This window comes from Hydrogenophaga pseudoflava, assembly GCF_004353865.1.
Lineage (GTDB): Bacteria > Pseudomonadota > Gammaproteobacteria > Burkholderiales > Burkholderiaceae_C > Hydrogenophaga > Hydrogenophaga pseudoflava.
Genome location: NZ_CP037867.1, coordinates 3,191,175 through 3,213,180, shown reverse-complemented (window position 1 = coordinate 3,213,180; position 22,006 = coordinate 3,191,175). Strand labels below are relative to the sequence as shown.

19 protein-coding genes and 1 pseudogene are annotated in these 22,006 nt (G+C 70.1%); 9 read left to right on the top strand and 11 right to left on the bottom strand.

Going from position 1 to position 22,006, the window contains the following annotated elements; translation table 11 throughout:
• The first annotated feature begins 6 nt into the window (after positions 1-6).
• The gene (locus HPF_RS15365; protein WP_133157080.1) at positions 7-2,214 is read left to right on the top strand and encodes a PepSY domain-containing protein; all 2,208 of its coding nucleotides are present in this window, start codon (positions 7-9) and stop codon (positions 2,212-2,214) included.
• Complete coding sequence (locus HPF_RS15360) at positions 2,195-3,181, top strand: FAD:protein FMN transferase (protein WP_133157079.1); 987 nt, start codon at positions 2,195-2,197, stop codon at positions 3,179-3,181. Before HPF_RS15365 ends, HPF_RS15360 begins: the two co-directional genes overlap by 20 nt.
• 40 nt (positions 3,182-3,221) lie before the next feature.
• Here the strand turns inward: HPF_RS15360 and dmpG are convergent.
• The 7 genes and pseudogenes from dmpG to HPF_RS15325 all read right to left on the bottom strand — a co-directional run.
• Positions 3,222-3,998 (bottom strand): annotated as a pseudogene (dmpG, locus tag HPF_RS15355) (4-hydroxy-2-oxovalerate aldolase); the annotation flags it as partial.
• Positions 3,999-4,745 carry an ABC transporter ATP-binding protein gene (locus tag HPF_RS15350; RefSeq protein WP_133157078.1) on the bottom strand — a complete coding sequence of 249 codons (747 nt, stop codon included), beginning with the start codon at positions 4,743-4,745 and terminating at the stop codon, positions 3,999-4,001.
• Positions 4,742-5,965, bottom strand: coding sequence for an ABC transporter permease (locus tag HPF_RS15345; protein WP_133157077.1), 1,224 nt, complete (start codon positions 5,963-5,965; stop codon positions 4,742-4,744). Before HPF_RS15345 ends, HPF_RS15350 begins: the two co-directional genes overlap by 4 nt.
• Positions 5,966-5,974: 9 nt before the next feature.
• Positions 5,975-7,249: an efflux RND transporter periplasmic adaptor subunit gene (locus HPF_RS15340; RefSeq protein WP_066151622.1), complete on the bottom strand. Its 1,275-nt coding sequence runs from the start codon at positions 7,247-7,249 to the stop codon at positions 5,975-5,977.
• 127 nt (positions 7,250-7,376) lie between these two features.
• Positions 7,377-8,252 carry a hypothetical protein gene (locus HPF_RS15335; RefSeq protein WP_133157076.1) on the bottom strand — a complete coding sequence of 292 codons (876 nt, stop codon included), beginning with the start codon at positions 8,250-8,252 and terminating at the stop codon, positions 7,377-7,379.
• Positions 8,249-9,241, bottom strand: a complete 993-nt coding sequence (locus HPF_RS15330) for a hypothetical protein (protein ID WP_133157075.1) — start codon at positions 9,239-9,241, stop codon at positions 8,249-8,251. The genes HPF_RS15335 and HPF_RS15330 overlap by 4 nt, the downstream gene beginning before the upstream one ends.
• A 73-nt stretch (positions 9,242-9,314) precedes the next feature.
• Positions 9,315-9,716 carry a GreA/GreB family elongation factor gene (locus HPF_RS15325; protein WP_079365883.1) on the bottom strand — a complete coding sequence of 134 codons (402 nt, stop codon included), beginning with the start codon at positions 9,714-9,716 and terminating at the stop codon, positions 9,315-9,317.
• A 427-nt stretch (positions 9,717-10,143) separates the two neighbouring features.
• Between HPF_RS15325 and HPF_RS15320 the strand changes: the two genes are divergently transcribed.
• Positions 10,144-11,052, top strand: coding sequence for a DMT family transporter (locus tag HPF_RS15320; protein WP_133157074.1), 909 nt, complete (start codon positions 10,144-10,146; stop codon positions 11,050-11,052).
• Between the two features lie 9 nt (positions 11,053-11,061).
• Here the strand turns inward: HPF_RS15320 and HPF_RS15315 are convergent, their stop codons facing one another.
• The 4 genes from HPF_RS15315 to HPF_RS15300 are packed head-to-tail and all read right to left on the bottom strand — an operon-like array spanning position 11,062 to position 15,738.
• Positions 11,062-11,517, bottom strand: coding sequence for an RNA-binding S4 domain-containing protein (locus tag HPF_RS15315; RefSeq protein WP_133157073.1), 456 nt, complete (start codon positions 11,515-11,517; stop codon positions 11,062-11,064).
• Positions 11,507-12,952: a sensor histidine kinase gene (locus HPF_RS15310; protein ID WP_207959169.1), complete on the bottom strand. Its 1,446-nt coding sequence runs from the start codon at positions 12,950-12,952 to the stop codon at positions 11,507-11,509. Before HPF_RS15310 ends, HPF_RS15315 begins: the two co-directional genes overlap by 11 nt.
• Before the next feature lie 4 nt (positions 12,953-12,956).
• Positions 12,957-13,646: a response regulator transcription factor gene (locus HPF_RS15305; protein WP_079365613.1), complete on the bottom strand. Its 690-nt coding sequence runs from the start codon at positions 13,644-13,646 to the stop codon at positions 12,957-12,959.
• 19 nt (positions 13,647-13,665) lie between these two features.
• The gene (locus HPF_RS15300; protein WP_084397030.1) at positions 13,666-15,738 is read right to left on the bottom strand and encodes a DUF1631 family protein; all 2,073 of its coding nucleotides are present in this window, start codon (positions 15,736-15,738) and stop codon (positions 13,666-13,668) included.
• A gap of 178 nt (positions 15,739-15,916) precedes the next feature.
• Between HPF_RS15300 and HPF_RS15295 the strand changes: the two genes are divergently transcribed.
• From HPF_RS15295 to HPF_RS15270, 6 genes are all read left to right on the top strand, one after another.
• Positions 15,917-16,882, top strand: coding sequence for a Bug family tripartite tricarboxylate transporter substrate binding protein (locus HPF_RS15295; protein WP_066151607.1), 966 nt, complete (start codon positions 15,917-15,919; stop codon positions 16,880-16,882).
• Positions 16,883-16,960: 78 nt separating this feature from the next.
• Entirely contained in the window at positions 16,961-17,497 is a 537-nt protein-coding gene (locus HPF_RS15290; protein ID WP_066151606.1) for a tripartite tricarboxylate transporter TctB family protein, read from the top strand.
• An 18-nt stretch (positions 17,498-17,515) separates the two neighbouring features.
• Complete coding sequence (locus HPF_RS15285; RefSeq protein ID WP_133158127.1) at positions 17,516-19,006, top strand: tripartite tricarboxylate transporter permease; 1,491 nt, start codon at positions 17,516-17,518, stop codon at positions 19,004-19,006.
• A 131-nt stretch (positions 19,007-19,137) separates the two neighbouring features.
• On the top strand, positions 19,138-19,821 hold the full coding sequence (locus tag HPF_RS15280) for a response regulator transcription factor (protein ID WP_079365615.1): 684 nt from the start codon (positions 19,138-19,140) through the stop codon (positions 19,819-19,821).
• A gap of 40 nt (positions 19,822-19,861) precedes the next feature.
• A complete protein-coding gene (locus tag HPF_RS15275) occupies positions 19,862-20,893 on the top strand; it encodes a sensor histidine kinase (RefSeq protein ID WP_165961716.1) in 1,032 nt (343 codons plus the stop codon).
• The gene (locus HPF_RS15270) at positions 20,886-21,947 is read left to right on the top strand and encodes an ABC transporter ATP-binding protein (protein ID WP_165961715.1); all 1,062 of its coding nucleotides are present in this window, start codon (positions 20,886-20,888) and stop codon (positions 21,945-21,947) included. Before HPF_RS15275 ends, HPF_RS15270 begins: the two co-directional genes overlap by 8 nt.
• Positions 21,948-22,006 lie beyond the last annotated feature (59 nt).

Below are 22,006 nucleotides of genomic sequence, written 5' to 3'. Positions count from 1 at the left end.
GCCCGCATGAGCTGGAAAGCCATCCACCGCTGGCTGGGTCTGACCCTTGGCACCCTGGCCGTGGTGCTGGGCATCACCGGCGCCATCCTGGCGATCGACCCGGTGCAGCAGGCCTGGCAGGCGCCCGCCGCCCCGGGTGCGCTGCCAGTGGCCACGCTGGTGGAGCGCGTGGCGAGCAGCGTGCCCAGCGCGGAAGAAATCCGCCGCCTGCCTTCGGGGGCCATCGTGGTGTTCAGCTTCGACGGCGATCAGCCGCAGGCGTCCTATGTCGACCCCGCCGATGGCCAGGTGCTGGGGGCGTGGCAACGGTCGGCGCTGCCGCGCTGGGTGAAGAACCTGCACCGCTCGCTGTTGCTGGGCGACGCCGGGCGCTGGGGCGCAGCGGCCACTGCGCTGGCCATGGGTGTGCTGTGTGTCTCTGCCCTGGTGCTGCTGCTGCGGCGCATGGGCGGCTGGCGGCGCCTGGGCGCGCGGGTGCGTGGCACGCTGGCGCAGCGCATTCACGTGGTCGCGGGCCGTGTGGTGCTCGTTGTCCTGTGCCTGACATCGCTCACTGCGCTGACCATGAGCGCATCGACCCTGGGCCTCGTGGAACTGGACACCCGGGCCGAGCCCGAGGTGCTTTCGGTGGCCACCGGCAAGCCCGACCTGCCCGGCGCACAGCTGGCCGCGCTGCAAAGCCTGGCGGTGAACGACCTGCGCACGCTGACCTTTCCCGGCGCCACCGACCCTGAGGACACCTGGAAGGTCGCCACCGCCCAGGGCCAGGGCTGGATCGACCGGTACTCGGGCCAGATGCTGGCCTGGCAGGACGCCACCCTTGCGCAGCGCGTGTACGACCTGGCCGTGGTGCTGCACACGGGGGAGGCCGCCTGGCTCTGGGCCGTGGTGCTCGGGCTTGTCGGCGCCAGCGTGCTGGTGTTCTGGGTGTCGGGGGTGGTCATCTGGTGGCAGGCGCGTGAGCAGGCACCACGCATCACGGGCAACACCCCGGTGGCACAGGCAGACGTGCTCATCTTCGTGGCCAGCGAAGGTGGCAGCACCTGGGGGTTTGCCCAGACGCTCCAGGACGCTCTTGTCCAGGCCGGCCACCGGGTTCACACCAGCGCGCTGGAGAACTTTCGAACCACGCCGGCGACGCGGCAGGTGTTTGTGCTGGCCGCAACCTATGGCGAAGGCCAGGCGCCCGCCCACGCCAGTCAGGCGCTGGCGCAGATCGCCAGGCTCAAGGCCGGTGCCGTGCCGGTGACGGTGCTGGGCTTTGGCGACCGTCAGTTCCCCGCCTTCTGTGCCTTTGCCAAGGCGCTGGACCAGACCCTGCGCGCGCAGGGGTGGCCGGCGTTGCTGCCGCTGGAGTGCATCCACCAGCAATCGGGCCAGCAGTTTGCGCGCTGGGGCGTGGATCTGGCACAGGCGCTGGGCCAGCCGCTGGTGCTGGAGCACGTGCCCCGCCTGCCACCCACCATCGAACTCACGCTCCTGTCGCGGCAGGACTATCCCAACGCTTCCGAGGCCGGCACGGCGATCCTGCGTTTTTCGTGGCCCGAGCAGGGCCTGGGCGCGCGCCTGCGGGGACACGGGCTGGGCCGGTTTGCCGCAGGCGATCTCGTGGGCATCGTGCCGCCGGGTTCGAGCGTGCCGCGCTACTACTCGCTGGCGTCGGGCCAGGAAGACGGGTTTCTGGAGATCTGCGTGCGCCAGATGCCCGGCGGCCTGTGTTCCACGCACCTGCTGGGGCTGCAGCAGGGGGAGCGCATCCGTGCGTTCATCCGGCCCAACCCTGGCTTTGCGCTGCCGCGGGCGCGGCGGCCCGTGCTGCTGATCGGGGCGGGCACCGGCGTGGCGCCCCTGGCCGGATTCATCCGCCGCAACGACTCGCAGCGCCCGATGCACCTCTACTTCGGTGGACGCGATCCGGCCCGCGATTTCTACTTTGGCTCCGAACTTCAGCGCTGGCTCGCGGAGGGGCGCCTGGCGAGCCTGCAGACGGTTTTCTCGCGCGTACCTGGCGGCGGCGGCTATGTCCAAGACGCCCTGCGCCGAGATGCCGAGCGCGTGCGCGGCCTGGTGGCGCAAGGCGCCATCGTGCGTGTGTGCGGCAGCCGCGCCATGGCACAAGGCGTGACCGAGGCGCTGGACGACGTGCTGGCGCCGCTGCAGCTGAGTGTGTCGTCGCTGAGGGCCAGGGAGCGGTATGCCGAAGACATCTTCTGAGTCCGCCGCGTCCTTCACGCGCACCACCCTGCACGGCCCGACCATGGGCACCCGCTGGTCGGCCAGCGTCGATGCCGACCGCTCGGTGGACGTGCCGGCCTTGCGCCAGGATCTCGCCGCTGCGGCAGAGCAGGTCGACGGGCAGATGTCGCCCTGGAAACCGGACAGCGACCTCATGCGCCTGAACCATGCGCCCGTGGGCGACTGGGTGGACCTGTCCCCTGAAATACTGGAAGTGCTCGACTGCGCATTCGAAGTCCGGCGCCTGAGTGCGGGGGCCTTCGATCCGTGCGTGGGCGCGCTGGTCGATGCCTGGGGATTTGGCGCCGCGCGCGATGCGCCCGACGCGCAAGCGATTCGCGCCGCACGCCAGTCCATGCCGCAGGCCATGAACGCCAATCTGGAGCTGGACAGGCCCGGTGGCCGCGCACGCAAACAGGTGCCCTTGCAGATCGACCTGTGCGGCATTGCGAAGGGCTATGCGGTGGACCGCATGGCCCATGTGCTGCAACAGCACGGCGTTCGGCATGCGCTGGCCGCGCTGGATGGCGAGTTGCGGGCCATCGGCGGCCAGGCGAGCGGCGCGCCCTGGGCCGTGGCGATCGAACGCCCCGAGGCCGGGCGCCGCGCGGTGCACGGGGTTCTCGAACTGGAGGACCTGGCCGTGGCCACCTCGGGCGACTACCGGCACTACGTGGACGTGGGAAATGCGCGCATTGCGCACACCATGGACGCGCGCCGCTGTGCGCCCGTGAACAACACCGTGGCCTCGGTCACCGTGCTGGCGCGCACCTGCATGCTCGCAGACGCCTGGGCCACGGCCTTGCTGGTGGCTGGACCCGATGAAGGCCCGGTCATGGCTCAGCGCATGGGGCTGGATGTGCTGTTCCTGTTGCGCCGTGGGGAAGGTCTGACAGAGGTGGGGCTCGGCCGATTCGGCACGGCGCGTCCACGCCTCCCCGGTTGAGGCGGGGCGCCTGACCTGGCCTCGCAAGAGGCCGGCCGGCTCACCGGTCCAGAAGATCCAGCGCGACGTCGACGATCATGTCCTCCTGGCCACCGACCATGCGCCGTTTGCCCAGCTCGACCAGGATGTCCACCGTCTTCAGTCCGTACTTCTTGGCCGCCGCCTCCGAGTGGCGCAGGAAGCTGCTGTACACCCCGGCGTAGCCCAGCGCCAGCGTCTCGCGGTCCACCCGCACCGGCCGGTCCTGCAGCGGTCGCACGATGTCGTCGGCCGCGTCCATCAGCTTGTACAGGTCCGTACCGTGCTGCCAGCCCATGCGCTCGGCCGCCGCGATGAACACCTCCAGCGGCGCGTTGCCCGCCCCGGCGCCCATGCCCGCCAGGCTCGCATCCACACGGTCGCAACCTTCTTCCACCGCCACGATGGAGTTGGCCACCCCCAGGCCGAGGTTGTGGTGCGCGTGCATGCCGGTCTGGGTTTCCGGTTTGAGCACGTCCTTGAAGGCGCGGAAGCGGTCTCGCACGTCGTTCATGTTCAGCGCGCCGCCGGAGTCCACCACGTAGCAGCAGGTCGCACCGTAGCTCTCCATCAGCCTGGCCTGCTGGGCCAGGTGCTGCGGCGTGGTCATGTGGCTCATCATCAGGAAGCCCACGGCCTCCATGCCCAGCCCGCGCGCGTACTCGATGTGCTGCTTGCTGATGTCGGCCTCGGTGCAGTGCGTGGCCACGCGCACGATGCGCGCGCCGGCCTGGTACGCGGCCTTGAGGTCGTGCACGGTGTCGATGCCCGGCAGCAGCAGGGTGGCGCTCCTGGCGTGCTAGCCAGCCGACGACCCGCCTGCAGCGCCAGACACCTGGTCCCTCACCAGCCGGCCGTCCACCAGTTCCAGTACCCGATCGCAGCGCGCGGCCAGGCGTGGGTCGTGGGTGACCACCAGGAACGAGGTGTTCCGTTCCGCGTGCATGCGGCGCATCAGGGCGAACACTTCGTCGGATGAGGCAGTGTCCAGGTTGCCCGTGGGCTCGTCGGCCAGCACCATCGGGGGCTCCAGAACCATGGCGCGTGCGATGGCCACGCGTTGCTGCATGCCGCCGGACAGCTCGCCAGGGCGTTTGTCCATGGCGTGGCCCAGGCCGACGGCATCCAGCATGGCGCGTGCGCGCTCCAGCTGCCGGGACGTGACCCGTCCCTCCCGCATCAGGGCCGGCAAGGTCACGTTCTCCAGCGCGGTGAACGCCGGCAGCAGGTGGTGGAACTGGAACACGAAGCCCAGCTTGGTGCGGCGTTGCAGCGTCAGTGCCTCGTCGTCGATGTCCACCATCTCCTGGCCTTCGATCCGGTAGCTGCCCGAGGTCATGCGCTCAAGCAGGCCCAGGATGTTCAGCAGGGTGCTCTTGCCCGATCCGGAGGGGCCGATGAGGGCGACCAGCTCACCTGGGGCGATGTTGAACGACACCCCGTGCAGCACCTCGGCCTCGTTGGGCTGGCCCACGTTGTAGCGCTTGCAGACCGCTGTGAGTTCCAGCAGTGCAGGCGAACGGTGGGCGGCGGGCGGTGCGCTCATAGCCGGATGGCCTGTGCCGGGTCCAGCCGGGAGGCGCGGCGCGCGGGGGCGACAGAGGCGAGCAGGCCACACACGGTGGCCAGGGCCGCGATGCGCAGCGCCAGTCCGGCATCCAGCGTGATGTTGAACAGCGGCAGACCGTCCGATCCGCGAACGAAATGGGTGAAGAGCCAGATCAGGGCCACCGCCAGCAACACGCCCAGCGCCGATCCCAGGGCGCCCACGACGAGGCCTTGCAGCAGGAAGACGCGCAGCACCTGCCCCCTGGTGGCGCCCATGGCGCGCAGGATGCCGATCTCCCGCTGCTTCTGCACGACCGACACGACCAGCACGCTGGCGATGCCCAGCACCACCACGATCATCACGACGCCGCGAATGACCGACGTGCTGACCGACTGCGCGTTCAGCGCCGACACCAGTTGCGCGTTCGCCTGCTGCCAGCTCTCGGCCTTGTAGGGCCAGCGCGCGGACAACCCGCCCGCCAGGTCCTGGGCCGCCCAGATGTCGTGCAGCGCAAGATCCAGGCCGGTGGCGCTGCCGGGCAGGCCCACCAGGCTCTGCGCCGTGCGCAAGGGCACGATCACGGTGCGCCGGTTGAGGTCTTTCACCCCGAGGTCCACCAGCGCGGTGATCCGCAGGGCATCCTCGACGCCGTTGGCCACGATGCCGATCCGGTCGCCCACCTGCACGCCCAGGTCCTGGGCCAGTTCGAGCCCGATGAGGCCTTCTCCCGGCTCGAGCCGCGCGGTCCCGGCCACGACCTTGGACCGCAGCTTCACGATGCGGTCGTACCGCTCGAGTTCGACACCCATCAGCGCGATCGCCCGGGAGGCCTCTCCGCGCACGGCAAGGCCCGCCGCCGACACCATGGGCGACACCGCGGCGACCTGCGGCATGGCCTCCAGTTCGGCCAGCAGGAGTCGCCAGTTGTCGATGGAACGCGGGCGTTGCGCGCGGGCCTGGGTCTGCTCCAGCTTGCTGGCGCCTGCACCGGGCGGCGTGGCTGCCACCAGCACCCGCTCATCCAGCGGGCTCACCGTGACATGGGCCTGTGCGCCCAGCGTCTTCTCGATCGTGTTGCGCTGCAGGCCGGTGATCAGGGCCGAGATGTAGGCCACCACCGCCACACCCGCGGCCACGCCCACGATGATGAGCAGGGACTGCATTCTTCCTTCGCGCAGGAAGCGGATGGCGACCAGGCTTTCAAATCCGAGCAGCATGCAGTGGCCTCAGCGCCCCACGGCATTGGTCATCACCGCGCCCGCGTCCTCCCGGGCCGGCGCCTGCGCGGAAGCCACCGGCGCACCGGCCACGGCACGCACCCGGGCACCCGGGCCGGGGGCCGGTCCGAACAGCACCGCGTCACCTTCGTTCAGGCCCTCGAGCACCTCGGCCCATGCCAGGGTGCGCAAGCCCAGCCGCACCCGGCGTTCCTCCACGCGTCCATCGCGTTCCACCCACACGGTCGGTTCGGCGTTCGCCTCGCTCCGCAGGGCGCTCACGGGCACCACCAGCGCCTGTTCGCGACGCGCGGTTTCGACCTCGATGGACACGGTCATGTCCTCGCGCAGAAAGTCGGGGGCCGCTGCCGGCAGGGAAAATTTGACCTCGATGGCCCCGCGTTGCGAGTCGACCACCGGGGCGATCGACAGCACCCGGGCCTGAAAGGCCTGTGCGGGATAGGCGTCGGCCAGCACCTGGGCCGGCTGGCCGGGGGCGAGCTGTTCCAGGTACCGCTCGTCCACTTGCGCCACCAGTTGCAGGGGACCGGACAACGCCAGCGTCAACAGGGCGCGGCCCGGCTGGACGATCTGCCCCGGTTCGACCGAGCGCGAGAGGACTTTGCCCTTCGCGGGTGCGGCGATGTCGGTCTCTTTCAGGCGCACCTGCGCCGACCGCCGGGCCGCGGACGCGAGCGCCAGTTGCGCCTGTGCCTGCGCCACATCGGTGCCGCTGTCGGCGTTGGCATCGCGTTGTGCGCGGGCGGCGGACACCTGTGCCTGCGCCACGTCCACCGCGCGGCGGGCTTCGTCCAGGCGGGATTGGCTCAGGAAGCCCCGGCTCACCAGGTCCTGCGTGCGCTGCAGTTCGGCGCGGGCGGCCACCAGCACGGATTCCGCCTGCGTCACGCTGGCCTGCACCGCCAGTCGACCGGTGCTGCGCAGCCCGCTCAGCCGAGCCTGCGCCTGCCGTTCGTTGGCCTCGGCCTGGGCCAGGGCGGCTTTCAGCTCCTCACTCTCCAGCCGGACGAGGACATCGCCGACCTCCACCGGTGCGCCTTCGTTTACCAGAACCTCGCGCACCCGGGCGGTCAAGGTGCTGCCCACGTCGACCCGCGACAACGTGGCCACACGGGCGGAAAACTGCAAGGTGCGCACCAGCGGGGACTTGCTGGCGACGATGGAAGATGCCTCGGGCGGGCGCCAACTCCACCACGCCAGCGAGGCGATCAAGAGCAAGGCCAGCAGGACAGACGAAGACAGGTAGAGGGCTCGCCGCGACATGACCTATTCTTTCCGAGATCGGGCGCCATGCGCTGGCCGGCACCCAAAAATCCCGCACCCAGCAGCACCATCCGCGTATGAAAGTCCTCCTGGGTGGTGGCGTCCACAGTGGTGCCCGCCAGGCTCATCACAGGCCTCCGCGGCCCACCCAGTGTCCGCTCAGCAGGTTCTCGGGTTCCACCGCGGCGCTGACCCGCGCACTGGTGTCCCAGTTGGCGCGCTGCACCTCCAGGCCGGCGTAGATGCCGTAGTCTGCGCCCGCCCGCAGGTCCCCCTGGGCCAGCAGGCTCTCGCCGACGCGGATCGCACCGGCCGCGACGATGTCGCCGCCCGACCGGATGCCCCAGCCGGCTTCCAGATGCGAGCCACATTCGATCGCCCCATCGACCTGGATGCCGTCACCGGCGCGCACTTCCAGGCCCGAACGGAGTTCGCCCCGCACACGCAGGCTCCTGCCCACGCGCACCCGTCCACCGGCGACCAGCATCCCGCCGACCATGGCCTGCTCCGCCACGTCCAGATCCGTGTGGCAGAACAGGCTCTGGGAACAGCGCAGGCCACCGCCGGCACGCACCCCGGCTGTGACCACGATCGAGTTGGCATGCACGTCGGCACCGGCCGACACCGACTCCGCATCGATCGTGCCCTCGGCGACGATGGAGGTTCCCGCGACAAGATGCGCCCCCGTCCGGATGGAGCCGCCCGCGCGCACCCCGCCTCCGGCGCGCACCATGCCCGCGACATCGATATCGCCCGCCACCTCGATGGAGCCCGCAAACACGACGACCTCGGCGGAGAGCGTCTCGAGGCGCAGCACATCGCTCGTCGCTCCGAACTGGTCGAGCAGCCAGCAGGCGTCGTTGACCCGGCCGTCGGCGACCAGGGCGTCGAGCAGCGGCTGGTAGTCGTGGCCGTCCGGGTGGTGCCGCAGCATCCAGCGGAAGCCGTTCGCACAGGGGTTCTTGGCCTTGACCAGGCGTTTGGACAGTTCGACGGTCTTCATGCCACAGCCCCCCGGATCCAGCCGTACAGCCACGAGCGCCAGGAGCGCCGCTCCCGCGGAACGATCACCGCATCCGCCCCCTGGTCCCTGATGAGTGCCAGCCGCCGCAGTGTGGTCCTGAAAGACAGCGTGTGCCAGCGGCTGCCGATGACGACCAGCCAGGGCTTGTGGGCCGCCATGTGATTCACCAGCTGCTCCTCAAATCCGCCGAGGAGCACCTGGAGCGACATCCGGCGCCCCGAAGCACGCCAGGTGCTGGTGATGGTCTCCAGCGCTTGCAGCGCACCCACGCGCGCCTTGCGCAGCTGGTGCTCCAGCAACAGCAACTCCGCCATGTCGTCCGTGACGGCTTGCTCGGTCAGGTCCGGCAGCACGTGCAGCAGCTGCAGCGAGGGCAGGTGCCACAGCAGGGGCGACCAGGCCGTCCATTCGGTCTCTGGTGCGTTGACGCTGGAGAGGCAGCACAGCGCAGGTGTGGATGCCTCCAGGTCGGACCGGTGGACCCACCAGACCGGGCGGTTGCCGCGGCTGAGCAGCGCCCGCAATACCGGCGACAGGCGCTGAATGCTCGATGGCGAGGGCTCGCCATCGACCAGGCAGACCAGGCTCGCGTCCCGGCACACCAGCAACAGGGCCGCGCTGGTGTGCACGGGCTGGGAAACCACTTCGACCGGCAGCGCGACATGCCTTCGCAGAAAGCGCGCCCGCTGGGACAGGCGGGCCATCGGATCGCTCCACGGGTCGACCCCTTCCAGCTGCAGGTAGGCCAGCTGCAGTTCGGCGCCCATGGCGGCGGCGCCTTGCGCGGCCCGCAGCAGGTGGCCGCTCGAACCGACGGACAGCGAGGTGAGAACCACCACCCGTCGCCGGATGGGTGGGTCGTGTGCATGGGACGCGTTGAACGCCGACTGTGGCACGGCAGGGGTGGCCGCGGAAGCACCGCGTGGCGCGATCACGTGCGCCCAGGTCGCAGACAAGGAAGCAGTCATGGAAGAGATGTCCAGGGTTTGGCCTGGTGGGGTCAGCCACCACCAGGAAAGGCGGAAGATCAGGCGGCCGCGGCTACGCTGCGCAGGCAGCGTCGGCTTCGGGCTGGAACAGCACGGTCTCGATGCGCAGGTCGCGGGCTTTGCCGGCCGGCAGTTGAACGTGCACGCTGTCACCCACACGGCGGCCCAGCAAGGCTGCGCCGATTGGCGAGAGGACGGATGTGGAGCCCTTCCCGGCGACCGCGTCGCCGGGGTAGCACAAGGTCAGCTCTTGCAGCTCGCCTGCCGCCAGGTCGCGGATCAGCGCACGCGAGTGCATGGTGATCACGTCGGCGGGGACTTGCGCCGGCGGTACCAGATCGGCCAGCGACAACAGGGAGGACAGGTCGGGGTGGTCGGAGACACCCTGCAGCACGGTCAGACGTGCGTGATCCATCTCGGTGAGAACACGCTCACCACAGTCGGGGGAATACATGAAGAACGACTCCATCGAATTGCCAGCGCCCTCAAGGGGATGGCAATGCCCGCACTGATTGGGGCCCGGCGATGAAGAGTGTGCGTTCTAGGGTGAGAGGGTTATCGCCGGGCGGGGGAATGTGCGGCCATAAGGCGGTGGCCGCACGGGGCCGTGGCCTGGCCCTGCACGCGACGAGCGCACACCACCACCAGCGCGTCAGCGCAGAGGGTCATGGTGAGGCTCAGATGGATGATCATGGGGGTCGATTGTAGGCCGGGGAGGGTTCTCGGCGCAAACCAGGTGGATTGGGCGGGGTCGCTGGAGTTGCACCCAGCCGCAGGGGGTAAGCCTGTGGATATGTCCCGGACACCTGCGCCAAGTCCGCGCCGCACAAGGCCTGCGGCAGCGTTGCCCGCTTTTTGGGCAGGCCGCGCACAATCGCCCGATGTCTTCTCCATCTCACAAATCCCTCTCCGGTTCCGCTTTTGCCACCCTGCTGCTCATCGCGTTCATGATGGGCGCCAACCACGTCGCGGCGCGGCTGGCCTTTGATCACGGGGTTTCCGTGTCCACCGCGGTGCTGTTCCGCAGTGGTGCCACGGCCCTGGTGGTCTGGCTGATCGTGCGCATGGCGGGGGTGCCGTTGAACCTGCCCGCAGGGCAGAAGCGGGCGCTGCTGAAGATCGGCGCGCTGATCAGCGTGCAGAGCCTGTGTCTGTATTCGGCGGTGGCGCGCCTGCCGGTGGCGCTGGCGCTGCTGGCCTTCAACACCTACCCGCTGTGGACGGCGCTGTGGGCGCGCACGCTCAAGGCCGAGCGGGTGGAGCCGGCGCTGCTGCGCGCCATGCCGGTGCTGCTGCTGGGGCTGGCGCTGGCCCTGGATGTGGCGGGTGCCGCGTCGGGCCTGGGGGCTTCGGCGCACTGGGGGCGCATCGGGGCCGGTGTGGCGTTCGCGCTGGCGGCCGCGGCCTCGTTCGGTCTGGCGCTGGTGTTCACGCAGCACGAGACGGTGGGGCTGGACGGCCGCGTGCGCACGGCGGCCACCATGGCCATCGTGGCGCTGGCGGCGCTGGTCGGCGTCGCGGGGCAGGGTGGCTGGTCGCTGCCGCAGGCCCCGGCGGGCTGGTGGGGCCTGCTGGGCCTGACCGTGCTCTACGGCACCGCCTTCACCATCATGTTCACCGTGCTTCCCAGGCTGGGCGTGGTGGGCGGCTCGCCGATCATGAATGTGGAGCCGATCTTTGCGCTGCTGCTGGCCTGGGCGGTGCTCGGGCAGCAGGTGGCGCCGGTGCAGGTGCTGGGTGGTGTGCTGGTGGTGGCCACCGTGATGTGGCTGGGACTGCGGCGCCGCTAGCGCGGAAATTCAGTCCTCGTCGTCACTTTCTAGAGACGCGCTCCAGCGGTCGTTCCATTCGGCTGGTGGCTTCTGCCAGGCGTCGAGTTCGCGGCGGTCGCGTTTGCTGGGTCGGCCCTGGGTGATGCTCTCGGCCGGTTCGGGTGCCAGGCGCCGCCGCTCGGCCGCGGCCAGGCGCTGCGCCACCGACTCGGCGGTTTCTTCGTACAACAGGGCCGCCGCCGTGGCCGGGCCGCGCACACCGCTGAGCGCCCTGACCACCAGGGTGCGCTGCACGCTGCCGCTGCGCAGCTCGACCACGTCGCCGATGCGCACCTCGCGCGCCGGCTTCACGGGCGCACCGTTGACCCGCACGCGACCCTTGTCGATCTCTTCGGCGCTGAGCGAGCGGGTCTTGTAGAAGCGCGCGGCCCAGAGCCATTTGTCCAGCCGGACCCGGCCGCCTTCGGGTGTGCTATTGGCCATGAGCGGCCTCCGTTTCGTGGTGCACCAGGGGCAGCCGCACGGTGGCGTCCAGCCCATCGATGCGCCCGCGCACCATGCGGTTGTCCATTTCGATGCTGCCGCCGAGCGACTGCACGATGCCGTGGCAGATGGCCAGTCCCAGGCCCGATCCGGCGCCCGAGGGGCGCGCGCCGTGGTCGGTGGCGAAGGGCTGGAACAGCCGCTCGCGCAAGTGGTCGGAAATGCCCGGCCCGCTGTCGCGGATGGACAGTGCGGCGGTGCGGTCGTCGCAGACCATGCCCACCGCCAGGCGCGATTCCGGCGGGCAGTGCTTGATGGCGTTGTGCAGCAGGTTGCGCCCCAGCTCGCGCAGCGCCCATTCGTGCGAACGCACCGGGGCACTGACCACGTCCAGCGAAAAGTCGAGGCCGCGGTCGGCGATCAGCGGGGCCAGGTCCAGCGCCACGGCGCGCACCACCTCGCCCCAGTCGACCACGGGGGCGTCCCGGTCCTGGCGCAGCTGCTCGACTTTGGCCAGGGCCAGCATCTGGTTGGCCAGTTCGGTGGCGCGGTCGACGGTGTGCCCGATCTCGTCCAGCGCCTGCAGCGGCGGCACGTCGCCGCGCCGGGCCGACTGCACCTGGGTCTTGAGCACGGCCAGCGGGGTTCGCAGCTGGTGCGAGGTGTCGCGCACGAAGCGCTTCTGGTGGTCCAGCAGCTGTGACAGCCGCTGCATGTGCTGGTTGGTCGCCTCCAGCAGCGGCAGCAGCTCGCGCGGGGCACTGTTGGTGGGCAGCGGCGAGAGGTCGTTGTCGCTGCGGTGGGCCAGTGCGTGGCTGATGGAGCGCACCGGGCGCGTGGCGCGCTGCACCACGATCACCACCACCAGCACGATCACGACCACCAGCGCCGCCTGGCGCCACAGGGTGTCGATCAGGATCTGCCGCGCCAGCGTCTGGCGCAGCTCCAGCGTCTCGGCCACCTGGATGGTGGCCATGCCCTGGCCGGCCTCGCCCGCCACCGGCTGCAGCAGCACCGCCATGCGGACCGGCGCGCCCTGGTACTCGTCGTCGTAGAAGTGCACCAGGGCGGCGTAGATCTTCTGGTCGGGCAGGCGGGCTCTGGGCGGCGGCAGGTTTTCAAAGCCCGAGACCATTTCGCCGTGAAACCCGCTGACGCGGTAGAAGAGCCGGCTGCGGTTGTCGGCCTCGAAGGCCTCCAGCGCCGAATAGAGCAGCGACGAGCGCACGCTGGCCTGGTCGCCGTTGCGGACCACCTCCAGCTGTTCGCCCAGCGACTTGGCGGTGGCCAGCAAGGTGCGGTCGTAGGCGGTGTCGGCGCCCGCCAGCGCCTGCCGGTAGAGCACCACGGTGTTGATGACCACAAAGCCGAACAGCGGCAGCAGGATGCCCAGCAGCAGCGTGCGGCGCAGCGACAGCGGTGCGCTCAAGGCCATGTCCTCAGGCAGCCGCCTTCAGCAGATAGCCCAGCCCTCGCAGCGTCACCAGCTGGGCGCCGGTGTGGCCGATCTTCTTGCGCAGCCGGTAGGCCACCACCTCGATGGCCTCGGGCTGCACATGGGCCTCGCCGGGGAACACCAGCTCGAACAGGCGTTCCTTGGTGATGGCCTGCCCGGGCTGGGAGAGCACGGCGCGCAGCAGGGCCAGCTCGCGCGGGGCGAGCTCCAGCGGCTCGCCGTCGTGGTAGACCGCGCCGCTGTCGCGGTCGATCTGCATGCCGCACCAGCCGGCGCTGCGCGCGGGCAGGTTGCCCGGGCTGTCGGTGGCGTCGGCCGAGCGGCGCACCAGGGCACGCACGCGGGCCTCCAGCTCGTCGAGGTCGAAGGGTTTGGGCAGGTAGTCGTCGGCGCCGGTGTTCAGGCCGATGATGCGATCGCCCACGGTGCCGCGCGCGGTGAGGATGATCACCGGCGTTTTCAGGCCCTCGGCGCGCGCATCGCCCAGCACCTGCAGGCCGTCGCGCCCGGGCAGGCTCAGGTCCAGCAGCACCACGTCGGGCAGGCTGGAGCGCCACAGCGACAGGGCCTTGTCGCCGTCGCCGCAGGTGATCACCTGCATGCCGCGCCGCTCCAGCGTGCGCTGCAGGGTGGCCTGCATGGTGGGGTTGTCTTCGACCAGAAGCAGTTTCATGCGGTCAGAAGGCCCGGGCTCAGCGGCGACCGGAATTGAGGAAAGCCTGGCGCGTCACCTCGTCGAGGGCATCGTCGACCAGACCGTGGTCGGCCACCACCGTCAGGCGTCCCAGTTCGCGCAGTCGTTCCAGCCCGCGCAGGGTCAGCGAGATGCTGCGCCCGTTGGCGGCGTTGAAGAGGAACATGGTGCCGTGCGGGCTGGCCCAGGTGAGCTGGCAACGCAGGTCTTCTCCTCCGTCTCGAAGGTCCACCCAGGTGCCCACCGTCAGCGGGCGGGGCTTTGCGGTGGTCTCCGTCTGTCGTTGGCGCAGCCACTCGGGGTCCATCGGCTCGGTGTCCTGGAAGCCGGGCTGGCTCTCGATCTGCAGGTCGTCCATGAATCCCGAGTCGCGTGCTTCCGCCGGATGCACCCAGGTATCGGACATGTCCAGTCCGCGCATGTCCGCCTCGTCGTCGCGCCTGGCGGCGTAGGCTGGTTCCTGCAGCTCCATGAGCGCCTGGAAGAAGGAGTCGGCCTGGGCACGCGGGTAGTCGATGGACTCCAGCCCTTCGCGCAGCGTGCGCAGCAGGCCAGGAATGACCTTGATCAGCCGGGGCCGGTTGAGGCTGGCCAGTTCGTGCTGGCTCGACCACAGCAGGTCGGGCAGGGCGTCCATGTAGCGCAGCGCCGGTGCATCGCCCGGGCTCAGGCTGTCCGCGGCCTTCGCCTGGATGCGCGCCTGCGCCACCACCTGGGCCCAGGGGCCGGTGAGGAAGCGGCGCACCACACCGGGTGCCCGGGCAAAGTCGTTTCTGGCCTGGATTTCCGTGGCCACCCGTTCGGCCAGCAGGTTGCGCTGCTCCACCTTCATCAAGGTCTGCATGGCCAGGCCCCGTGCGGGTGCCTGTGTCACCGGGTCGGTGCGCACCAGACGTGCGAGCAGTTCGCTGATGCGCTGCGACAGCTGGCTGGCCGGCACCTGCAGGTCCTGGACCACCTTGCGCAGCTGCTGCATGTAGGCCTGGAACCCCGAGTCCCGCTCGCTCTTGAACGCCAGTGCGCGCTCGGTGAGCACATCCAGCAGGCGCCGCGCCGGGTTGCTGCGATCGGTAAAAAAGCGCGGGTCGTTGCGCGCCAGCTCCAGCAGCATGGGCTTGAGCCGCAGCATCATGTCCCGCACCGGCGCCAGCAGGCGGGGGTCGTCGACGATGCGGCGCAGCATCAGCGCGACCACCTCCACCGCCAGGGACCGCACCATGCTGTCGGCCTCCTGCGCCTGTGCCGGATCGGAGGCATCGGCCGCGCCGCGCGCGACATTGCCCACCAGCAGCTGGTGCAGGTGATCAAGGGTGAGCAACTCGTTCCCGTCGCTCAGCGCCTCCACGGGCAGGCTGTCCCCGCGGGGGCGGGAGGCGCCTCGGTCGGCGGGCTTGCCCACCGGGGTCTGCACGACCTTGTAGCCCGCGGGCTGCACGCCCCAGCGGTCCAGAAGGTCGACCAGCTGGCGGTAGAAACGCCGCAGTTCCTGGCCGAGGGGCAGGGCGCCGATGTGCAGCCACTGCACCCGCACCTCCTCGTCGATGTGCAGCTTGGACAGCGCGCGGATCAGCGCACCGATGATGGCCTCGGGGTGCAGCGGGTTGGCCTTGCTGCTCACCACAGTGAGTCCCCGGGCGGTGCTCAGGCGCGCGTCGAGCTTCACCAGCTCTTCTTCCACCGCCATCTTCACCACCTGCTGGATGCGCGCCAGCTCGACGGTGTGCTGCACCTGCTGGTGGTCCATCAGCTCCAGGTCGTCCAGGCTGAGCGTGTCCAGGCGGGGGGGCGGGGTCCTGCCGCTGACGGGGGTCAGGTCACCCTCGCCGTCGGCGACGCTGCCTATCGACTGTGACAGCGCCGACAGAAAGTGCTCGGTCACCCGCTGCTGGTAGGCGGCCAGGGTGGCGCGCGCCTGGCCGGCGCTGCGCTGTTCGGAGGCGCCGACGGCGGAGGCCTCCTTCTCCAGCAGTGCGTTGCCGAGCGCCGCCAGCCAGCGGGGCACCCACTCGGCCGACAAGGCCAATGCCTCTTTCAGGCAAGCGTCAAACACGGGATGGGCATGTGCATTCATGAGCGAAGGGCGCCTGGCCAAAGGCCCTGCGTGGTGAAGAGGGCTGGTGCAATTATGGTCCTCCCCGTGATGGGAGATCCCGCACCCTCATAGGGTTTTTCCTGACAGCAACGACAGCCGATTGACAGCGGCCGACAGGAACATAACGACCGTCGATCAACCTCCCACGGAGACAAACATGCGTCGCGATACCTTCCTCAAGTCCCTGGCCGCTCTGGCCGCCGCCGGTGCCCTGCCCAATGCCGCCTGGGCCCAGGGTGCCAACGTCAAGATGATGATCCCTGCCAACCCGGGTGGTGGCTGGGATGGCACCGGCCGTGCCCTGGGCGAGGCCCTGCGCGATGCGGGCGTGGCGTCTTCCGTGACCTACGAGAACAAGGGCGGTGCCGCCGGCGCCATCGGTCTGGCCCAGTTCTACAACTCCGCCAAGGGCGACCCGAACGCCATGATGGTGATGGGCGCCGTGATGCTGGGCGGCATCATCACCGGCAAGCCGCCGGTCTCGATCACCCAGGTCACGCCGATCGCCCGCCTGACCACCGAATACAACGTGTTCGTGCTGCCCGCCAGCTCGCCCCTCAACACCATGAAGGACGTGGTCGAGGCGCTCAAGAAGGACCCCGGCAGTGTCAAGTGGGGCGGCGGTTCGCGTGGCTCCACCGAGCACATCGCCGCGTCGCAGATCGCCCAGGCCGTGGGCGTGCCCGCCGCCAAGATCAACTACGTGCCCTTCCGTGGGGGCGGTGAGGCCGTCGCCGCCATCCTGGGTGGCAACGTGACCGTCGGTGGCTCCGGCTACAGCGAGTTCCAGCAGTACATCGAGAGCGGCAAGATGAAGGCGATCGCCATCACCTCCGGCCAGCGCGTCAAGGGCCTGGAAAAGATCCCCACGCTCAAGGAGCAGGGCATCGATGTCGAGATCGGCAACTGGCGCGGTGTCTACGGCGCCGCCGGCATCACCCCCGAGCAGCGCGCCGCGCTGACCGAGATGATCGTCAAGGCCACCAAGAGCAAGGCCTGGCAGGAAGCCCTGGTCAAGAACAACTGGACCCCGGCCCTGCTGACCGGCAAGGAATTCGACGCCTTCGTCGACAAGGACTTCTCCACCCTGCGCGCCACCATGGTCCGCGCCGGCATGGTGTAAGCACACGGCCCGGTCTGTCCGATCCAGCGGCCACGGCGTTCGCGCCGCGGCCGCATTTTTTTACGAGTGGAGCACGTCATGAATGCCGACACCACCCCCGCGCAGGAGGCGCGTCCCGATCACCGCCCGGGCCAGCTGGCCATGGGCATCGCCGCCGTGGTGGTGGCTGCCGTTCTGGCCTACGGTGCAGCCAACATCCCGTCCGACGCCGGCTATGCGGGCGTGGGCCCCGACTTCCTGCCCTGGCTGGTGGCGGCCGCGCTGGGCCTGTGCGGCGTGATGCTGATTCTGGAGGTGCGCTCCGGCGGCTACCGCAACATGGAGGAGCCTTCGGGCGCCCCGCGCGGCGACTGGCACGCGCTGGCCTGGGTGTCGGCCGGCATCCTGGGCAACGCGGCGCTGATCACCACCATCGGTTTTGTGCTCAGCTGTGCGCTGTGCTACGCCCTCGCGGTGCGGGGCCTGCGCATCAGCGAAGGCAAGTCCGGCGGCAACGCCATGCAGGTGCTGCGCGACGCGGTCACCGGCATCGTGATCGCCGCACCGACCTACTGGCTGTTCACCAAATTCCTCGCCGTCAACCTGCCGGGCCTGACCGGCACCGGCTGGATCTGATCCGGGAGCACAAGCATGATGGATACCTGGAACCAGCTGCTGGGCGGCTTTGCCACCGCAGCCACCCCCCTCAACCTGCTGTGGGCGCTGGCCGGCTGTGCGCTGGGCACCGCCATCGGCGTGCTGCCCGGCCTTGGCCCGGCGGTGACCGTGGCCATGCTGCTGCCGATCACCGGTCAGGTCGAGCCGACCGCCTCGATGATCTTCTTCGCCGGCATCTACTACGGTGCCATGTACGGCGGCTCGACCACCTCGATCCTGCTCAACACCCCGGGTGAGACCGGCACCATGGTGACGGCGCTCGAAGGCTTCAAGATGGCCAAGAACGGCCGCGCCGGTGCCGCACTGGCCACCTCGGCCATCGGCTCCTTCGTCGCGGGCACCATCGCCACCGTGCTGGTCACGCTGTTCGCGCCCATCCTGGCCGAGTTCGCCGTCAAGCTGGGGCCGCCCGAGTACTTCTGCCTGATGCTGCTGGCCTTCACCACGGTCTCTGCCGTGCTCGGCCAGAGCACGCTGCGCGGCCTGACCTCGCTGTTCGTCGGCCTGGCCATGGGCCTGGTCGGTATGGACCAGATCACCGGCCAGGTGCGCTACACCGCGGGCGTCATCGAGCTGATGGACGGCCTGGAGGTGGTGCTGGTGGCGGTGGGCCTGTTCGCGGTGACCGAAGCGCTCTACAACGCCCTGTACGAGGGCAAGAGCGAAGCCAGCATGAACAAGATGAACAAGGCCCACATGACCAGGACCGAGTGGCGCCGTTCCTGGCCCGCCTGGCTGCGCGGCACGGCGATCGGCTTCCCCTTCGGCACCATCCCCGCGGGCGGTTCCGAGATTCCGACCTTCCTGAGCTACGCGACCGAGCGCAAGCTGGCCGACCCGGAGCACAAGAAGGAGTTCGGCACGGTCGGCGCCATCGAAGGTGTGGCCGGCCCCGAGGCCGCCAACAACTCGGCCGTGACCGCCACCCTGGTGCCGCTGCTCACGCTCGGCATCCCGACCTCGGTGACCGCCGCCATCCTGCTGTCTGCGCTGCAGAACTACGGCATCAACGCCGGCCCGCAACTCTTCCAGACCTCGTCCGACCTGGTCTGGGCGCTGATCGCCTCGCTCTACATCGGCAACGTGATGCTGCTGGTGCTGAACCTGCCGATGGTGGGCCTGTGGGTCAAGCTGCTGAAGATTCCGAAGGCGCCGCTGTACGCCGGCATCCTGATCTTCGCGACGGTGGGCGTGTACGGTATGCGCCAGAGTTCGTTCGACCTGTTCCTGATGTTCGGCCTGGCACTGGTGGGGGTGGCGATGCGCCGCTTCGACTTCCCGACCGCGCCGGTGATCGTGGGCCTGATCCTCGGGCCGCTGGCCGAAGCCCAGTTCCGCAACGCCATGTCCATCGGCGAGGGCAGCTTCACCGTGTTCTTCGAGCGGCCGATGTCGGCCACGCTGCTGGTGATCGTGCTGCTGGTGCTGGTCACCCCCAGGTTGCTGGCCTGGCATCGTCGCAGCTGAAGAAAGGAGCGCTCCTCGCTCCGCCGCCTTGAGCGGCGCCTGAAAGCCGGACGAAGATTTCGTCCGGCTTTCGTGTTTCTCTAAGGTTTCCTCTATGCGGTCCGGCGGGGCCGCCGGGCATCATCGTCGGCATGAAAGTGCTGATGGTGGAAGACGATCTGGCCCTGGGCGATGCGCTGGGGCGCGTGCTGCAGGGCCGGGGCTTCGAGGTCACGCGCTGTGCCGACGGAGTGGAGGCGCTGGCCATGTTCCGGCGCCGCCGGCCCGACGTGGTGCTGCTCGACCTGAGCCTGCCGGGCATGGACGGCATGGAGGTGCTGCGCCTGATGCGCGACGGCGGCTCGCAGGTGCCGGTGCTGGTGGTGACCGCCCGCAGCGCGGTGCAGGACCGCGTGCTCGGCCTCAACGAGGGCGCCGACGACTACCTGACCAAACCCTTCGACATCGAGGAACTCGCGGCCCGCCTCAAGGCGCTGGTGCGCCGCAGCCATGGCGCGCCGGAACTGCGCTGCGCACTGCTGCGCGTCGACGAGCCCACCGGCGCCGTGTTCCGCGGCGCGACGCCGCTGGACGTGTCGACCCGCGAGCTGGCCCTGCTCAAGGCGCTGCTGGCCCGGCCGGGTCAGGCGGTCGGCAAGGAAGACCTGCACCACGCCGTGTTCGGCGACGAGCCGGTGGGCGCCGACGCCATCGAGGTGTTGGTGCACCGGCTGCGCAAGCGCATCCAGGGCTCGGGCGCTCAGCTGGTGACGCTGCGCGGTGTGGGCTACCTGCTGATCGACGAGGCGATGACGGAAGGGCCGGTCGCGGTCTGAACGGCACATGGCGTCGTCTGTTCCATCCACCCCACCGACCATGACAGGCCCCGCGTCGACACCGTCCGCACCCGCCGCGCGGCCCTGGTCGATCACGGTGCGGCTGCTGCTGGGCCTGGCGCTGTGCCTGCTGCTGGTCGAGCTGCTCCTGCAGGCCTTCATTCCCGAGCTGGCGGCCGCGCCGCTGTGGGGTGGCGTGTTGCGCCTGGTGGCGGTGCTGCCGCTGTTCGCCTGGTGCGCCGGGCGCGCGCTGGCGCCGCTGCGCCTCCTGGAGGACGAGCTCCATGCGGGCGAGGCCGGCAGCGCCCCGCGCCCGGTGCCGGCCGAACTGCAGCCGCTGTCCGACGCGGTGCACGGTGTGCTGGCGCACCAGCGCGCTGCCACCGAGCAGCAGCGCCGCTTCCTCGCCGATGCCTCGCACCAGCTGCGCACGCCGTTCGCGGTGCTGCGCACCCAGCTGCAGGGCGCGATGTCGGGCCAGCTGGAGGTGAAGGACACCCTGCCCAAGATGCTCGCGACCGTCGACCGTTCCAGCGAGCTGGTGCGGCAGCTGCTCTCGCTGGCCAAGGTCGAGCAGCTGGTGGCGCAGGCGCACTGGCAGGAGGTGGACCTGGACACCGTGGCACAGGCGGTGTGCCTGGAGTTCGGGCCGCTGCTGGCGCGCAAGCGGCTGGATTTTTCCTTCGAATCGGTGCCGGTGCGCCTGACCACCGATCCCTGGATGCTGGGCGAGCTGCTGCGCAACCTGCTGTCCAACGCCATCCACCACGCGCCGCGCGGCTCGGCCCTGGGCATGGTGGTGCGGGTGCTGCCGGACCAGGCCGAGCTGCTGATCTGGGACAACGGCGGCGGCATCGATGCGGCGGTGATGGACCGGCTGTTCGAGCCCTTCCAGTCGGCCGCGGGCGGCACGGGCATCGGCCTGGGGCTGTCGATCTGCCGCCAGATCGCCGAGTCGATGCAGGCGCAGGTGCAGCTGTTCAACCGGGTGCAGGACGACCGCGTGGTCGGTGTCGATGCCGTGGTGCGCTGGAACCTGGCGCCGGCCGGGGCAGGGGGCTTGCATGCCTGACGCAGTGCGCCTGGAGGCGTTGGAAAAAACCTTTGCCGACGGCACGCGCGCGCTGCGCGGCGTGCAGCTGCGGTTCGCGCGGCGCCAGCTCACCACGCTGCTCGGGCCCTCGGGCTGCGGCAAGTCGACGCTGCTGCGCCTGGTGGCCGGGCTGGAACAGCCCAGCGCGGGCCGGGTGTTCATCGGCGAGCGCGATATGACCGGCACCGGCCCCGACCAGCGCCCGATCAGCATGGTGTTTCAGAACTACGCGCTGTTCCCGCACCTGGACGTGCAGGGCAATGTGGGCTACGGCCTGGGGCTGGACAGCGCCGCGGCCGCGCGCGACCCGCGGGTGCACACCGCGCTGGAGCAGGTCGGCCTGGGCTCGCTGGCCGCCCGCAGCACGGCCTCGCTCTCGGGCGGTCAGCAGCAGCGGGTGGCCCTGGCGCGCGCGCTGGCCCTGGCGCCCGAGGTGCTGCTGCTCGACGAGCCGCTGTCCAACCTCGACGCCGGGCTGCGGCGACAGATCCGCGAGGAGATCCGCGGCCTGCAGCAGTCGCTGGGCCTGACGGTGGTCTACGTGACGCACGACCAGAACGAGGCCATGGCCGTCAGCGACCACATCGTGGTGCTGCGCGACGGCCAGGTGCAGCAGGTCGGCAGCCCGCGCGACATCTACGAGCGCCCGCGCTCCGAGTTCGTGGCCGGCTTCATGGGCGATGCCGCGGTGTTCGACGCCGAGGCCGACGGCCAGGGCGGCTTGCGGGTCGGTCCGCTGACGGTGAACACCGGCCACGCCCGGCGCCATGGCGCCACCCGCGTGGTGGTGCGGCCCGAGGCCTGGCGGCTGGCGCCGGCCAGCGGGCAGGGTCTGGCCGGCCGCATCGAATCGCACGCCTACGAAGGCCGGCAGTCGCACTACCGCGTGCGCACCGCGCTCGGCCTGCTGCAGGTGCACCGCCAGCACGAGCGCCAGACGCTGCAGGTGGGCGCGCCGGTCAGCGTCTTCCTCGACGGCCCCGGCGTCAGCGTGCTGATGACCGGTGCCACCGCCATGCCCGAAGGGCCCTGAACCGCTCGCCCCACCCGTTTCCCACACCCGAGATCCCCGTCCATCCCAGGAGAAAACCC